This is a genomic window from Citrobacter sp. L55 (genome assembly GCF_002850715.1).
Taxonomy (GTDB): Bacteria; Pseudomonadota; Gammaproteobacteria; order Enterobacterales; family Enterobacteriaceae; genus Citrobacter; species Citrobacter braakii.
The window spans coordinates 13,380-28,412 of the sequence record NZ_KZ559426.1 but is presented as its reverse complement, the minus strand read 5'-3'; the positions used below and the strand labels follow the sequence as shown (position 1 = coordinate 28,412).

The 15,033-nt window shown below is 52.2% G+C and carries 17 protein-coding genes; all 17 read left to right on the top strand.

The window, feature by feature from the left end:
• A partial coding sequence (locus tag B9P82_RS26620) for a DNA cytosine methyltransferase (protein ID WP_371412095.1) occupies positions 1-1,696 on the top strand: 1,696 nt, incomplete at its 5' end.
• A 94-nt stretch (positions 1,697-1,790) separates the two neighbouring features.
• Positions 1,791-2,177, top strand: coding sequence for a RusA family crossover junction endodeoxyribonuclease (locus B9P82_RS26615; RefSeq protein WP_003034741.1), 387 nt, complete (start codon positions 1,791-1,793; stop codon positions 2,175-2,177).
• Between the two features lie 13 nt (positions 2,178-2,190).
• A complete protein-coding gene (locus tag B9P82_RS26610) occupies positions 2,191-2,877 on the top strand; it encodes a phage antirepressor KilAC domain-containing protein (protein WP_101701302.1) in 687 nt (228 codons plus the stop codon).
• Positions 2,874-3,869 carry a DUF968 domain-containing protein gene (locus B9P82_RS26605; RefSeq protein WP_101701301.1) on the top strand — a complete coding sequence of 332 codons (996 nt, stop codon included), beginning with the start codon at positions 2,874-2,876 and terminating at the stop codon, positions 3,867-3,869. Before B9P82_RS26610 ends, B9P82_RS26605 begins: the two co-directional genes overlap by 4 nt.
• 16 nt (positions 3,870-3,885) lie before the next feature.
• A complete protein-coding gene (locus tag B9P82_RS26600; RefSeq protein ID WP_101701300.1) occupies positions 3,886-4,716 on the top strand; it encodes an antitermination protein in 831 nt (276 codons plus the stop codon).
• Between the two features lie 184 nt (positions 4,717-4,900).
• Positions 4,901-5,437 carry a hypothetical protein gene (locus B9P82_RS26595; protein ID WP_225280721.1) on the top strand — a complete coding sequence of 179 codons (537 nt, stop codon included), beginning with the start codon at positions 4,901-4,903 and terminating at the stop codon, positions 5,435-5,437.
• Between the two features lie 197 nt (positions 5,438-5,634).
• Positions 5,635-5,820: a hypothetical protein gene (locus tag B9P82_RS26590; protein ID WP_048220754.1), complete on the top strand. Its 186-nt coding sequence runs from the start codon at positions 5,635-5,637 to the stop codon at positions 5,818-5,820.
• A 222-nt stretch (positions 5,821-6,042) separates the two neighbouring features.
• Complete coding sequence (locus B9P82_RS26585; RefSeq protein WP_003832349.1) at positions 6,043-6,321, top strand: phage holin; 279 nt, start codon at positions 6,043-6,045, stop codon at positions 6,319-6,321.
• The gene (locus tag B9P82_RS26580; RefSeq protein WP_101701299.1) at positions 6,293-6,841 is read left to right on the top strand and encodes a lysozyme; all 549 of its coding nucleotides are present in this window, start codon (positions 6,293-6,295) and stop codon (positions 6,839-6,841) included. The genes B9P82_RS26585 and B9P82_RS26580 overlap by 29 nt, the downstream gene beginning before the upstream one ends.
• Positions 6,838-7,350, top strand: a complete 513-nt coding sequence (locus B9P82_RS26575) for a DUF2514 domain-containing protein (RefSeq protein WP_101701298.1) — start codon at positions 6,838-6,840, stop codon at positions 7,348-7,350. Before B9P82_RS26580 ends, B9P82_RS26575 begins: the two co-directional genes overlap by 4 nt.
• 80 nt (positions 7,351-7,430) lie before the next feature.
• Positions 7,431-7,649, top strand: coding sequence for a hypothetical protein (locus B9P82_RS26570; RefSeq protein WP_047357966.1), 219 nt, complete (start codon positions 7,431-7,433; stop codon positions 7,647-7,649).
• A 132-nt stretch (positions 7,650-7,781) separates the two neighbouring features.
• Positions 7,782-8,336 (top strand): hypothetical protein, encoded by a 555-nt coding sequence (locus tag B9P82_RS26565; protein ID WP_101701297.1) that lies wholly within the window; start codon positions 7,782-7,784, stop codon positions 8,334-8,336.
• Between the two features lie 226 nt (positions 8,337-8,562).
• Positions 8,563-9,069, top strand: coding sequence for a DUF1441 family protein (locus B9P82_RS26560; RefSeq protein WP_047358011.1), 507 nt, complete (start codon positions 8,563-8,565; stop codon positions 9,067-9,069).
• A 3-nt stretch (positions 9,070-9,072) separates the two neighbouring features.
• Positions 9,073-11,190 carry a phage terminase large subunit family protein gene (locus B9P82_RS26555; protein WP_101701296.1) on the top strand — a complete coding sequence of 706 codons (2,118 nt, stop codon included), beginning with the start codon at positions 9,073-9,075 and terminating at the stop codon, positions 11,188-11,190.
• A complete protein-coding gene (locus B9P82_RS26550; protein ID WP_101701295.1) occupies positions 11,187-11,402 on the top strand; it encodes a hypothetical protein in 216 nt (71 codons plus the stop codon). Before B9P82_RS26555 ends, B9P82_RS26550 begins: the two co-directional genes overlap by 4 nt.
• Positions 11,403-11,410: 8 nt before the next feature.
• A complete protein-coding gene (locus tag B9P82_RS26545) occupies positions 11,411-12,922 on the top strand; it encodes a phage portal protein (RefSeq protein ID WP_101701294.1) in 1,512 nt (503 codons plus the stop codon).
• Entirely contained in the window at positions 12,879-14,981 is a 2,103-nt protein-coding gene (locus B9P82_RS26540; RefSeq protein WP_101701293.1) for a ClpP-like prohead protease/major capsid protein fusion protein, read from the top strand. The genes B9P82_RS26545 and B9P82_RS26540 overlap by 44 nt, the downstream gene beginning before the upstream one ends.
• The last annotated feature ends 52 nt before the right edge of the window (positions 14,982-15,033 follow it).

Below are 15,033 nucleotides of genomic sequence, written 5' to 3'. Positions count from 1 at the left end.
CCGACACTTCTCGAAGGCAAAAGGCGCGAAGCCAGTGAAAAAAGAGATACGCGGTCTTGCCTGGATTGTTCTGCGTTGGGCACTGGCGAAACGACCGCGCGTGATGATGCTGGAGAACGTGGAAGAGTTTAAAACGTGGGGACCGCTGCTGGCCGATGAAATGCGTCCAGACCCTGCCCGCACTGGCGAAACATTCAATGCTTTTGTCGGCATGCTTTCCACTGGCATTCCTGCCGATCACCCGGCACTGGCAGAGGTCTGCGAATTTCTTGCTATTGATCCTGGCAGCACGCAGGCCAAACAGCTGGTGGAAGGGCTTGGATATGATGTTGATTATCGCGAACTGCGCGCGTGTGATTACGGCGCGCCGACGATCCGCAAACGCTTCTTCATGGTTATGCGCTGCGATGGTTGCCCTATTCAGTGGCCTGTTGTAACCCATGGGGATCCCAAGTCTCTGGAGGTGCAGAGCGGCAGGCTGATGCCATGGCGTACCGCGGCGGAATGTATCGACTGGAATGTTCCGGCCCTGTCCATCTTCGACCGCAAAAAACCGCTGGCGGAGAACACTTTGAAGCGGATCGCGCGCGGCATACAGCGCTTTGTTATCGAAAGTGCGTCGCCGTTTATCGTGAAGTGCAACCACACGAGCTCAAAAAATGCGTATGACGCTTTTCGCGGACAGTCGCTGAATGAGCCATTACAGACCATTACTAAAAAACTCGGCTACGCGTTAGCAGTTCCACACCTTACAAAATTCCGCACTGGCGCAACCGGGCAGCCCGTTACCGAACCTGTTCCGACGGTAACCGCTGGCACGTCAAAACGCCCGGGCGGGAACGGGCATGCACTCGGGATTGTTGAGGCTGCATTGACACCATTCCTGGCGGGTAATGGTGGTAGTGAATACCAGGCTAAACCGCGCCCGCTGAATAAACCTGCTCATACCATTCTGAAGCAATCCCGAGCCTGTCTTGTTGCGCCAGTGATAGCCCGCCAGTTTGGGGCCAGCGTCGGCCACCGTGCAGACGAACCGAGCGCAACCATCACCGCTGGTGGTGGCGGTAAATCTCAACTGGTAACGCCTACGCTGATTCAGATGGGTTATGGCGAACGACCAGGACAAGAACCGCGTGTGCTGCGACTGGATAACCCGCTGGGGACCGTTACTGCAGGCGGAAATAAATTTGCGACGGTGAGCGCGTTCCTGGCGAAACACTACGGCGGTAACTATACGGGGCCGGGTGTCAGTATGGATGAACCAGCGCACTCAGTGACCACCGTTGACCATCATGCGGTAGTTGCCTCTCATCTGGTGAAACTGCGTGGAACATGCCGCGACGGGCAACGCCTTGATGTGCCAATGCCAACAATCACTGCTGGCGGCCAGCACGTGGGTGAGGTACGCACATTTCTCGAGACGTATTGCGGGGAAAGTGACGATGAATGGCTGGTAACGATCGATGGGGTTAAATACCAGATCGTTGATATCGGAATGCGCATGTTGCAGCCGCATGAACTCTACAAAGCGCAGGGCTTCCCGGATGGTTACGTTATTGATCAGGACTACCGTGGAAATCGCTATGCAAAAGATAAGCAGGTAGCCCGCTGCGGTAATGCGGTACCNGCTTCCCGGATGGTTACGTTATTGATCAGGACTACCGTGGAAATCGCTATGCAAAAGATAAGCAGGTAGCCCGCTGCGGTAATGCGGTACCACCACCATTCGCCAGGGCGCTGGTGGAGGCAAATCTTCCGGAACTGTGTGCAGTGCAACAGCAGGAGGTGGCATGAAACTTGTGCTCCCGTTCCCTCCGAGCGTGAACACTTACTGGCGCGCCCCTAACAAGGGGCCGCTGGCCGGTCGTCACCTCATTAGCGCTGATGGTCGTAAATACCAGAGCGCTGCCTGCGTGGCGATCATTGAGCAATTACGACGTCTCCCGAAGCCATCGACTGAACTGGCAGCGGTAGAAATCACTCTGTACCCGCCGGATGCGCGCCGTCGGGATATCGATAATTACAACAAAGCCCTGTTTGACGCGCTGACGCATGCGGGTGTCTGGGAAGACGACAGCCAGATTAAGCGCATGCTGGTGGAATGGGGACCCGTTGTGCCGAAAGGTCGGGTAGAGATAACGATCAGCAGATATGAACCGGCGGGTGCAGCCGCCTGATATGGAGAAAAGTATGAGCCAGTTAATCGTGAATGGTGTAGTAACAATGTCCAGCCGTGATATTGCGGATCTGGTTCAAAGTAAACACAGTGACGTGAAACGCTCGGCTGAGCGTCTTGTTGCTGCGGGAATTTTAACCGCGCCGTTGGCGCAGTTCGATTTTGAGCATAACGGTAATGTGTACCAGGAGTATCGTTTTAACAAACGCGACTCTCTGGTGATTGTTGCCAGATTGTCTCCTGAATTTACCGCCGCGGTCGTCGATCGCTGGCAGGAACTGGAAGAAGGGCAGAGTGTCAGTGTTCCCCGCTCATTGCCGGAAGCGCTTCGCCTGGCTGCTGATTTAGCCGAGCAGAAAGAGCAACTGACCATCCAACTGGCAGCCGCGGCGCCAAAAGTGGAGTTTGTTGATCGTTATTGCTCTGCAAAAGGCTCCATGTCATTCCGGCAGGTAGCCAAATTGCTTAACGCAAAAGAAACTGAGTTCCGCCTGTTCCTTATTGAACGCAATATCCTGTATCGCCTCGGCGGCACACTTACCCCCATGGCGCAGCATATTTCCTCGGGGAGATTTGAAGTTAAGACGGGAACATCGAGTACATCCAATCACGCCTTCAGCCAGACGCGTTTCACTGCCAAGGGGGTACGCTGGATTGGTGGTTTGTGGGCTGAACATATTGCAGGGGGACAGGCGGCGTGAGGGCTTTGTTAACTCCTGAAGTAGCACATCGTATGGGGATTGTGTTGTTTCGGCCCGGCGCGGAACTGATGCATCTCTTCATGCGCGGTCGCGTTCTGCTCGAGCCTGAACCAGAAGAAATGGCGTCATTCAGTACCGGGGCTGTTCCGGCAGCCATTCAGCCGCTGGCTGATGATCCTGTAATGCGGCAGGTATTCGAGAATGAACGGGTTATTCAGCGTGCCGGCGGGCTTCCTTCCCTTGAGCAGTGGCTGAGTTCTCGGTTTGAATGCCAGTGGCTCCATTCATCGTGGCACGACAAGAACTTCACAACAATGCGGCACGAGCCAGGAAGTATTCGTCTGTGCTGGCATTGCGATCACACTTTGTCCGGGCAGCATACAGAACAGCTTGCAGGTATAGCGGCAGGAAACCTGGTATCCTGGATTCTGGAAGTTATTCGTCGCGATTCTGGTTTTCCCGAGTCGCATGTTCTGACGTTGCCGGAATTGTGCTGGTGGCTGGTCAGGAACGACCTGGCTGATGTTATACCGGAAAGCGTTGCGCATAAGGGGCTACGCCTTCCGGATGAGAAGATCCGCTCTGTTATGAGGGAAAGCGACATTGTGCCTTCCGTGTCAGCAGCCAGCCTCGTGCAGGAGAAGGCGAAGAAGATCCTCACGCTCTCTGTTGATCCGGAATCGCCAGAGTCTTTCATGCTCAGGCCCAAACGTCGCCGCTGGGTAAATGAGACGTACACCCGCTGGGTTAAAACACAACCCTGTGAGTGTTGCCGACGGCCAGCAGATGATCCGCACCATATCGTAGGGCACGGTATGGGTGGTACAGCAACAAAAGCCCATGACCTCTTCGTGATTCCTCTGTGCAGAGAGTGCCACGATGAGCTACACGCCGATGTACCGGCATTCGAGCAGAAGCATGGTACGCAGCTTGAGTTGCTACTGCGTTTTATGGATCGGGCGCTGGCGATCGGCGTAATTGCGACAGCTTAAGAAGTATGGAGACCGTATGAATCTGGATAATGTTTTAAAGTTTTTTGCGCCTAAAGGCATGCACATCTCAGATACCAGCAGAGCGACAGCAAGTGAACAACTTACTGTGACTGATGTAATGGCTGCACTGGGGATGACTCAGACTGATGCGGGCATCGGGCTGGCTATGTTCCTGGGTAAAGCTGGTATCAGCAGCCAGGACAGGGAGGCGTCAATATCTTGGCTAACGGAGTACGCTAAAGAGCATGCGCCCATGGCGATTCGCAAAGCATCAGGGAAAAAGTTTCCCCTCTGCATGCGTATCCTTGCCCGGTTTGCCTATAACGATTATTCCTCATCAGCAGCTGATAGCGTGGCATGCCCAAAATGTAGTGGTAAAGGGTTGCTTACAACCACTAAAACCGTGACTAAAAGCCATTACACAATGCGATTGCCACAATGGGCAAAAGACCTGAGACAGTCACCATCTGACTTTGAGGTAAAGCGCGATGTAACTGACTCTGATCAAACGTTATGTTCCCGCTGCCATGGCACCGGAAAGTTAAGTAAGCGATGCCGGTGCGGCGGCACAGGTAAGACGATTGACCGTAAAGCGACAGAACTGCAGGGAGTTCCGGTTTACAAAGAATGTAAGCGCTGTGAAGGTCGGGGATACAGCAGGCCAAAATCATCGGTTGCCTATCGCGGTGTTTTTTCCGAGTTGCCCAGTCTGCCAGACCGGACATGGCGTTATAGCTGGAAACCATTCTATGAAAGCCTGGTGACCAAATGCTTCCAGGAGGAGAGTTATTCAAGCTCTCAGCTGAATCGGGTTACTAAAAGTGAAGATGTGATAAATATCGCGTAATTTAGCGTCATGATGTTTGCAATGTTGCCGTTTTTGTGTATATTTGACATTAACGATGGGCATTGTATGTTCAGAGTTAATAAACCCGCCACCGAGCGGGTTTTTTTCGGATTTTACTCATATGGCATTGAAAAACAGGCTATCGAATAGGTAAAATTTGGGTTTTCGCCTTGTCTGGATCGACATGATGTTCCAAGCCTTCCAAACAGCAGTATTCAAAAATGTTGCAGAACATTTGAAAGGACGCTTTCCGCATAAGTCGCTGGAACTCGTATATGCAGACGAGCTGATCCTAAAAGATATGGAATTTCTTAAAACAAATAACAAGCTGCGCTGGGATCCCGGGCTTAAGTCGCGTGTGTTCATTGATATGATGGAAGAACATCCGATTAAACTGGTTGTATACTATCGTGGTGAGCCAATCGGATTTGCATTCGGGTGTTACTACAAGCCTAAACAGGCTGTACATATCTGCTGGATGGAAAAGCGTAACGATGCTCATGAAGACCTAGATCATCAGATGCTGGGTATCGTTTTGGATTGCTTCTCTGCATACGCACAATTCCTCAATCATCAAGGCGAAACTATTGATACGATAGCTTTAGTCAGTCCAGTTGATGGCGCTATGAGGTACTATACTGAAAGTGGTTTTGAATACATTTCGGATTACGAACGAGGAGGTTGCGCTATGGTGCTTAGAAAAACCTTTTCGGTTAAGTAGTGTGAGTGGTGTTCTTAAATTGACTCGGTTTATCATAAAAGTATTGAAAACCACATTTAGTTGATGCAATCTGAGCCCACACAAGATACATCAAAATGCACTACGCTTTAATTTATACATTTTCAAGTGACCAACTTGGTTGCTTGTATGCTTCAAAAGAAGCAATCACAGCCTAGCGCTGCATAGAGGGGACTTCAATGAAACATCATGAGCAGATCGAGATCGATGCGGCTAAAGTCGTTGCCGAACTCTTTGCTGGTAACGCATCTCCTATGGAATCTTTCGGCATTTCATGGAGCCAAACTCAGATGTTAGAACGCAAGAATCCTGGAGTAGTCATCAAGCTTACGCCAGATGATGGTAAAAAGCGTGCATGCTGCTGATGATCTCTTGTCAGGTTGTCATGAAGATAACTAGTTAGTTCCAAATAAACATTTGAAACCTCGCTTCGGCGGGGTTTTTTGCATTCTAAGGCCACCATATGGTGGCTTTACTTTTTCAGGCTCACGGGAATCATCCTCGATACGCATTGTTATAAATCTAGCCCGTGAAGCCTGATCCTCCTTTCATCACACAGCGCCATCCGAAAAATCGGAGGTGAGGCTATGACCAGAATGAGCACCATTTACAGCAGACTTTCATATGGAACAGGAACCACGCTGACCGGCTGCGGTGTATCAGCGAAGGCATATGCCGAAACAGCTAAAACAGCAAAAGAGGTGTCCTGGATGTTGGCCGACAGAATTGCAGGGTTAAGCCTGAGCGACTGGGCAATTATTGTCGGTATCGCATGCACTGTTATTACCTGTGCAGTGAACTGGTATTACAGGAAAAAGGAAAGGGAGGACCGGCTTAATGGTAATGTCACCAAAGCTGAAGAATAAACTGAGTGCAGCGGTCGTTGGTTTAATTCTTGCGGGGGCTTCCGCGCCCGTGATTCTCGATCAGTTTCTGGATGAGAAAGAGGGTAATAGCCTTACGGTATATCGCGACGGCGGAGGGCTCTGGACGATTTGCCGCGGCGCCACGATGGTTGATGGTACGCCAGTAGTTAAGGGCATGAAGCTGTCTTCTGAGAAATGCGCTCAGGTGAACGCTATAGAACGCGACAAGGCACTGGCATGGGTTGAGCGAAATATCAAGGTACCACTGACCGAAGCGCAGAAAGCCGGGATCGCATCTTTCTGCCCATATAACATCGGCCCCGGGAAATGTTTCCCGTCCACATTCTATAAGCGTATTAATGCTGACGACCGTAAAGGCGCCTGTGAAGCGATCCGCTGGTGGATCAAAGACGGTGGCCGCGACTGTCGTCTGACCAAAGGCCAGAAAAACGGCTGCTATGGGCAGGTAGAAAGGCGAGACCAGGAAAGCGCGCTGGCGTGCTGGGGGATAGACCAGTGAGCCTGTGCTTTAGGTTTATTGCCATTTCGCTGCTGGCGGCTGTCGCATTCATCGCGGGAAACGTATGGAGTAACCGAGGTTGGGAAAAGGAGTGGGCGGAACGTGATAGCGCTGAATCATCGCAAACAGCGAATGCACAGACCGCAGCCCGCATGATTGAACAAGGGCGCATAATTGCCCGTGATGAGGCTGTAAAAGATGCACAAGCACAAGCTGCTAAATCTGCTGCCACTGTTGCTGGTCTGTCTGCCACTGTTATCCAGTTGCGTACCGAAGCAACAAAGCTTGTCGCCCGCTTGGACGCCGCAAAGCACACCTCAGATCTTGCCGCTGCCATCAGAAGCAAAACAACCGACACCACTGCAGGAATGCTCGCCAACATGCTCGGAGATATTGCAGCAGAAGCTAAACGATATGCTGAAATCGCTGACGAACGCTACCGTGCCGGGATGACGTGTGAGCGCATTTACGACTCGGTGAGGGAGGCAAACAACAAAGGGTATGAATGATGCTTATTTACTTGAAAACTATAAGTATGCCCCAAGTTAAATAGATGCCACTAAATGTGTGGTTAATAGGAGTGTATGAAATGTTGGATGGTTATTTCAATAATGATGGTGATAGCGGCGAAGCTTTTGTTAACAAGCGGAAGCGGTTATTAGCTGTACAAGCAGCGTTGGAAATCGCAAAACAAAGTGTCGGAAACTATCATCAGTCTACTGTATCGAGAGTTAACGAAGATTTAGCCAAAACTGCTGATGGAATAGGAAAATTAGCAGATGCTATTCAATCTGCTCTGGAAAAATAGCAAGTTTTTGACCCAAACCGCCTTCGGGCGGTTTTTTTATTGTTGTCATTATGGGCATTACAGCATGCGTTCATTGAGTGCCTGCGATAATGCTTTTCGTTACAATTATCTCATTGATGATATGAGGTGGAAATGGACGCAAATTACATTGCTTATCAAACGTTAGTAGCTAACCGTGCCGCAGCTGAATGGGCCTTTTGGTCAATGGTTGTGGCATCTGTAAGTGTAGTGACTACTATTGTAACGCTCTGCTTTGCGTACAAAGCGTTGTCTACATGGCGTGATCAAGAGAAAACTAAAGTAAAACTGGACTTTAGAAATGCGATTAAGCAGTTAAAAACAGCCCTATTATTTATGCCACTCAGTATTGATCCAGACGAACTGGAACAGGAGCGTGAGCAAGTTATTGCGAAATGGTTATTTAAAGATGTAGACCTTATTAATCAGCAAATCGAAATTGGAGAGCAGAACGTGCGTAGGTTTGACGAGTTGCTAAGCATTTTTGATAGCTGCCGATCTTCATGGCTTGCAACTGAGCACTTATTTGATAACACAAAGTTGTCGAAAGACTGGGTAGTTTTTGAGGGTGATTTTGAAAGGTACATTAAAGGTAACGGATACAAGTCGTCGTTGATGCAACAGCTGGATGAAATGATGACGACAAGGTTTGTCTTTGAATCGAAGTAACCGCCTTAGGGCGGTTTTTTGTTGCTCGCTATTTATTACTGCAATTGAAACTAATTATCATTTGTACGGGTCCTCCTGGCGATTCTGAACACCGAGGGGGCGGGGACACGCGGAAAACGGCTGGTTTTTTGCATTTTATCGGCATCATCATCATTCCCTTAACTTGTTGATATTTCAGTCGTGAAATTATTCACGATGTCGAAATGGTTAAATATTGTTCATCATCATGGATAACGAACTGAAAAACCTTCGCCTCAACATCAATCAACTTGCAGCGGTGACCGACCTTCATCGTCAGACGATTTCCAGCAGGCTGAATAACGTTGAGCCTGCTCCGGGCAGTAATTCTCGTCTCAAGCTTTATTCTGTCGTGGATATTCTCCGGGAACTGCTGGGCCGAACCACGGCACCCGAGCTGGTGGATATCGATAAGATGTTACCGCCGGATCGTAAGGCGTGGTTTCAGTCTGAACGCGAGAGGCTTAAATTCCAGCAGGAAACAGGTGAGTTAATCCCGGCATCGACAGTGACCCGAGAATTTTCATCAATGGCAAAAGCCGTCGTTCAGGTGCTGGAAACGCTGCCGGATATTCTTGAACGTGATTGCGCGATGACGCCTGCAGCTGTCGTTCGGGTTCAAAAAGTCATCGATGACCTGCGGGATCAGATAGCCCTGAAGGTTGAGCAGGCAGATACGCCGGAACAGGAGGACAGTTCGCCAGAAGAGGAGTAAGCCATGCGACAGGCCACGGCGGCGGAGCTAAGAAAAAACACTGCCGGGATCATCAGAGCACCGCGCCGAATGCCTGTAGCCGAAGCCGTGCATAAATATATGCGTGTTCCGGTCGGCGTGGGTAACTCCGTTGAGTGGGATCCTAATCTTGCCCCTTATGTTGTGGAGCCGATGAATTGCCTGGCATCACGCGAATATGATGCTGTCATTTTTGTTGGCCCTGCCCGAACGGGTAAAACCATTGGTCTGATTGATGGCTGGGTGGTGTACAACGTTGTCTGCGATCCGTCTGACATGCTCATCATTCAGATGACGGAAGAGAAAGCGCGCGAACACTCCAAAAAACGTCTGGCCCGAACATTTCGTGTCAGCCCGGAGGTGGCATGCCGGCTGAGTCCCTCACGCAATGACAACAACGTGCATGACCGGACTTTCCTTGCCGGGAACTACCTGAAGATAGGCTGGCCGTCTATCAACATCATGTCATCCTCAGATTTTAAGTGTGTGGCGCTGACAGATTACGATCGCTTCCCGGAAGATATCGACGGGGAAGGGGACGGATTTTCGCTTGCTTCAAAACGTACCACCACCTTTATGTCTGCGGGGATGACGCTGGTCGAGAGTTCACCGGGCAGGGAAATCACCAATACGAAGTGGCGGAGAAAGTCACCTCACGAAGCCCCTCCCACGACCGGGATCCTGTCTTTATATAACCGCGGTGATCGTCGTCGCTGGTACTGGCCATGTCCACATTGCGGGGAATACTTTCAACCGGCCATGGAGGCGATGACAGGCTACCGGGAAACGTCTGACCCGGTAAAAGCCAGTGAAGCGGCGCATATTGATTGTCCGCATTGTAGCGGCATGATTACCGCCGACAGAAAGCGGGAACTGAACGGAAAGGGGGTCTGGTTGCGTGAGGGGCAGACTATCGACCGTGAGGGCAACATAACCGGAGAAGCCCGACGCTCGCGCATTGCCTCGTTCTGGATGGAGGGACCTGCGGCGGCATACCAGACATGGGCGCAACTGGTTTACAAATTACTGACGGCGGAGCAGGACTATGAAGCCACTGGCAGCGAAGAAACGCTCAAAACGGTAATTAATACTGACTGGGGCCTGCCTTATCTTCCCCGTGCAGCCAGTGAGCAGCGACGTGCTGACGTGCTGATGCTGCGGGCAGAAGACTATGGCAAACGACTTGTGCCGCCGAAAGTCCGTTTTCTTCTGGCGTCGGTGGATGTGCAGGGCGGGAAGAAGCGCCGTTTTGTCGTCCAGATCATAGGGTACGGTGAAAACGGCGAACGCTGGCTGGTGGACCGCTATAACATCCGCCAGTCCCTGCGTTGTGATGAAAATGGTGAGGCGCAGCAGGTGCATCCCGGATCCTATCCGGAAGACTGGCAACTGCTCATCACGGATGTCCTCGAAAAAACCTATGCGTTGCAGTCAGACCCTTCGCGACGGATGCCCATTCTTGCAATGGCTGTCGACAGCGGCGGGGAAGATGGGGTAACGGATAACGCCTATAAATTCTGGCGCCAGTGTCGTCATGACGGACTGGGTAAACGGGTTTACCTGATAAAAGGTGACAGCACCCGACGCCAGAAAATCATTACCAAAACGCACCCTGACAACACAGGCCGAAGCGATCGCCGGGCGGATGCGCGTGGTGAGGTTCCGGTATATCTGTTGCAGACAGACCTGCTAAAAGATCAGCTCAGTAACAACCTTGAGCGTGAAACCCCCGGTGCCGGGTTTATCCATTTTCCTGACTGGCTGGGGGAGTGGTTCTACGAAGAACTGACCTATGAAGAACGTGGCACGGACGGAAAATGGCGCAAGCCCGGAAAAGGCAATAACGAAGCCTTTGACCTTTTCTGTTATGCCCACGCCGTCGCTGTCCTGCGTGGTTATGAAAAAATCCGGGACTGGGAACAGCCCCCGGCATGGGCTGCCGCTCAGGAGTGTAATTCAAACATCATTGACGGGGAGCGCCCCAGGGAGATTGCTGTGAAAAAAGCGGTACCTGTACGTTCATCTTCTGTATCTGTAACTGAACCGTCCTGCCCGCTTTCTGGTGGCTGGCTGGGTGTCAGTGATAACGGAGGCTGGCTGTGACGAAATCAGAAATTCAGCAGATGCTGATAACAGTACGCCAGGCATACCGTGATTCCCTGGACGGTAAAAGCGTGTCATTCACGGGGGTTAATGGCCGGGCAATTACCAACCATGACCCTAAAGCCCTGCGTGACGAGCTTGAATACTGGGAAAGGCGCTGGCGCGCTGTCTCAAACCGCAACGGCTCGTTCAAACTCGCTAACTTTCTGTAAGGCAAATCATGGGATTTTTTGAAAAGGCACTGGGCGCAATATCGCCCGGGTGGGCGGCATCACGCGCACAAAACCGACTCAGACTCAGAGCCTATGAGGCAGCAAATCCGACTCGTCTGCATAAGGGGAAACGTGAATCCCGGTCAGCGGACACCGCTGTATTTGCAGCCGGTACTTCATTACGAGAGCAGGCCCGCTGGCTTGATGAAAACCATGATCTGGTGATTGGTCTTTTTGACAAGATGGAGGATCGGGTTATCGGTGCTCACGGGATCCACGTTGAACCGCAGCCGCTTGATCTTGAGGGTAATCTTCACTCTGAGTTTGCTGGTCAGTTATCCGCGCTCTGGGCGGAATGGTCGGTTCGTCCGGAAGTGACCGGGATGTTTACCCGTCCGGAAGCAGAGCGGCTTTTGTTACGTTCAGCACTGCGTGATGGTGAAGTGTTTACACAGATGGTGCGGGGAAATGTAGCCGGGTTGCAGCATTCAACCCAGGTACCATTTTCTCTTGAACTGCTGGAGGCGGATTTTGTTCCGTTTAACCTGAACAGTACCTCCGGGCAGCAGATCCGCCAGGGGATTATTGTCAATGCCTGGGGGCGACCGACGGGCTACAGAGTTTATAAGAACCATCCTGCCAGTTTTGCCGGACTCAATGCTGATTTAAAAACTGTTTCGGCTGACAGCATGCTGCACCTGGCTATGCGTAAACGGCTTCACCAGTTAAGGGGGATCAGCCTCATCCATGGCGTGATCACCCGACTCTCCGATATTAAGGATTATGAAGAGAGTGAGCGCGTGGCGGCACGTATTGCGGCGGCGCTGGGTTTCTATATCAAACGTGGGGATGCTCAGTCTCTTGATACAGAAACCGAGTTTTCAACACCGGGTGGACAGCGCCATTACGATATTGCGCCGGGGATGATTTATGACGAGCTAAAGCCAGGCGAGGATCTGGGCATGGTGGAGTCGAATCGCCCGAATGTTCATCTGTATGAGTTCAGGAATGGTCAGATGCGCGCTGTGGCGGCGGGGACACGTGGCAGTTATTCCAGCATCGCACGGGATTACAACGGTACCTACAGTTCACAGCGACAGGAGCTGGTAGAGAGTTTTGAAGGTTACAACGTTCTGCAGCAGTGGTTTGTTGGGCAGCAAAGCCGTCCTGTATACCGAAACTGGCTGGCAATGGCGTTGCTCAGTGGCGTTACCATCCCCAAAGATGTCGACAAAAAATCCCTTTACAACGCGCTCTATCTTGGGCCAGTCATGCCATGGATTGATCCGGGAAAAGAGGCTGCTGCCTGGAAGGCAATTGTCCGTGGGGGGGCAGGCACAGAAGCCGAATGGACGCGCGCACGTGGTCAGAATCCGCAGGAGGTGAAACGTCAGCGTCTCCGGGAAACCCAATTCAACCGAGAAAACGGGCTGGTGTTCGACTCAGACGCCGCCAACGATAAAGGAGTGCTCCCTGATGCAGCAAATGATAAGCCCGCCCCGTCACGGGACGATGATTAACCCCCGCGCCAGTGTGGCTGGTATCGATGCCGCAAACGGTCAGTGCTGGTATGAGATTCGCGCACTGGCTGCAGGGCGTGTGGAAATATTTCTCTATGACGTGATCGGCGGCTGGGGGATTACCGCTCAGCAGTTCGTCTCCGACTGTAAGGAGGCCGGGGTGTTTGAGGCCAGCGCCGTCGATCTGCATATCCACAGCCCGGGCGGCGATGTGATGCAGGGATTTGCCATCTTTAACACCTTGTCCCGTCTGAAAGCGAAGCTGGATATCTGGGTAGATGGCGTGGCTGCAAGTATGGCTTCAATGATTGTCTGTCTGCCTGGCGCCACGGTGCATATGCCGGAAAACGCCTGGCTGATGGTGCACAAACCGTGGGGCGGGATCGCCGGGGATTCCGATGATATGCGTGATTACGCTGCCTGGCTTGATCGTAATGAAGCGCTGATGCTCAGTGCCTACATGAACAAGACCGGGCTGGGGCAGGAAGAACTGGAAGCGATGCTGAAAGCTGAAACCTGGCTTAATGGCGCGGAGGCGGTGGAAAAAGGTTTCGCTGACACGCTTGAACCAGAACTGCAGGCCGCGGCCTGTGTGAATCAAAATAAACTGAAGGATTACCAGAATATGCCAGAACAGATTAAAAACCTTTTTGGGCCGCGTGCCGAAGCCCCTGCAAGTCAGCCGCAACCCGCACAAAACCCGGCGCCGCAGGCCGCAAATAACCCACCGGCACAGCAACCCACCCAGCAACCGCTGGCAGGAAATATCGACATTACCGCACTGGCCGCCCAGCTCCAGCAGCAGATGCAGGCAGCGAATACTGAACGAGTCAGCGCAGTTTCTGCTGTGTTTGATGCGTTTCCTGCTTTCGGCTCGCTGAAAGCAGAATGTATCACGGATATTTCCTGCTCAGCGGAACAGGCCCGTACCAAATTGCTCAATGCGCTGGCGGCAGGGACGACCCCGAGTGCCGGACCGGGGGCAGTTCACATTCATGCGGGTAACGGGAACATTGTTGGTGATTCCATTCGTGCGGCGGTAATGAACCGTGCGGGCTATGCGCAGGCGGAAAAAGATAACGCCTACAACGGGTATACCCTGCGCGAACTGGCCCGCGCCTCGCTGGTGGATCGTGGTATCGGTATTTCTGGTGTCGGTACAGCACAGGCGATGGTTGGGCTGGCGTTCACCCACAGCAGCAGCGATTTCGGCAATATCCTGATGGATGTGGCGCATAAGGCGGCATTGCTTGGCTGGGATGAGGCCAGCGAAACATTCGAACAGTGGACCCGTAAAGGCACACTGACCGATTTCAAAACCGCGCACCGCGTTGGCCTGGAATCACTGGCATCGCTCCGTAAGGTTCGCGCCGGGGCGGAATATAAATATGTCACCATTAAAGATCGCGGTGAGCCGATTGCACTGGCCACCTATGGTGAGCTTTTCAGCATTGACCGCCAGACTATCATCAACGACGACCTGGATATGCTGACGCGTATCCCGCAGGCAATGGGGCTTGCTGCGCGAGCCACTGTCGGCGATCTGGTCTGGGCGGTACTGACCAGCAACCCGAAAATGTCGGACGGTAAGCCGTTGTTCCACGCCGATCATGGCAACCTTGTTGCAGCCGATCTGAGTATTGAAGGGCTGGATACTGCGCGTAAGGCAATGCTGCTACAAAAATCCGGCGATCGTCGTCTGAATATTCGTCCGGCCTACATGCTGACGCCAGTGGCAATTGAGTCACGGGCAAACCAGCTGATTAAGTCCGCCAGCGTACCGGGCGCAGATGCGAACAGCGGGATCGTTAACCCGATCCAGAACTTTGTGACAGTGGCTTCTGAGGCCCGCCTGGATGACAGCAGCCCGACCGATTATTACCTGACTGCTGCGCAGGGGCGCGACACCATTGAAGTGGCCTATCTGGACGGTATCGACACGCCATATCTGGAACAGCAGCAGGGCTTCACTGTGGACGGTGCCGCTTTCAAGGTGCGCATTGATGCGGGTGTGGCCCCGCTTGACTGGCGCGGGCTGGTTAAAGTCACCAAAAAATAACGACCGCCGCCTGGCGGTTTTTTTATCCCTGAAGGCGGCGCTGGTCGCCTTT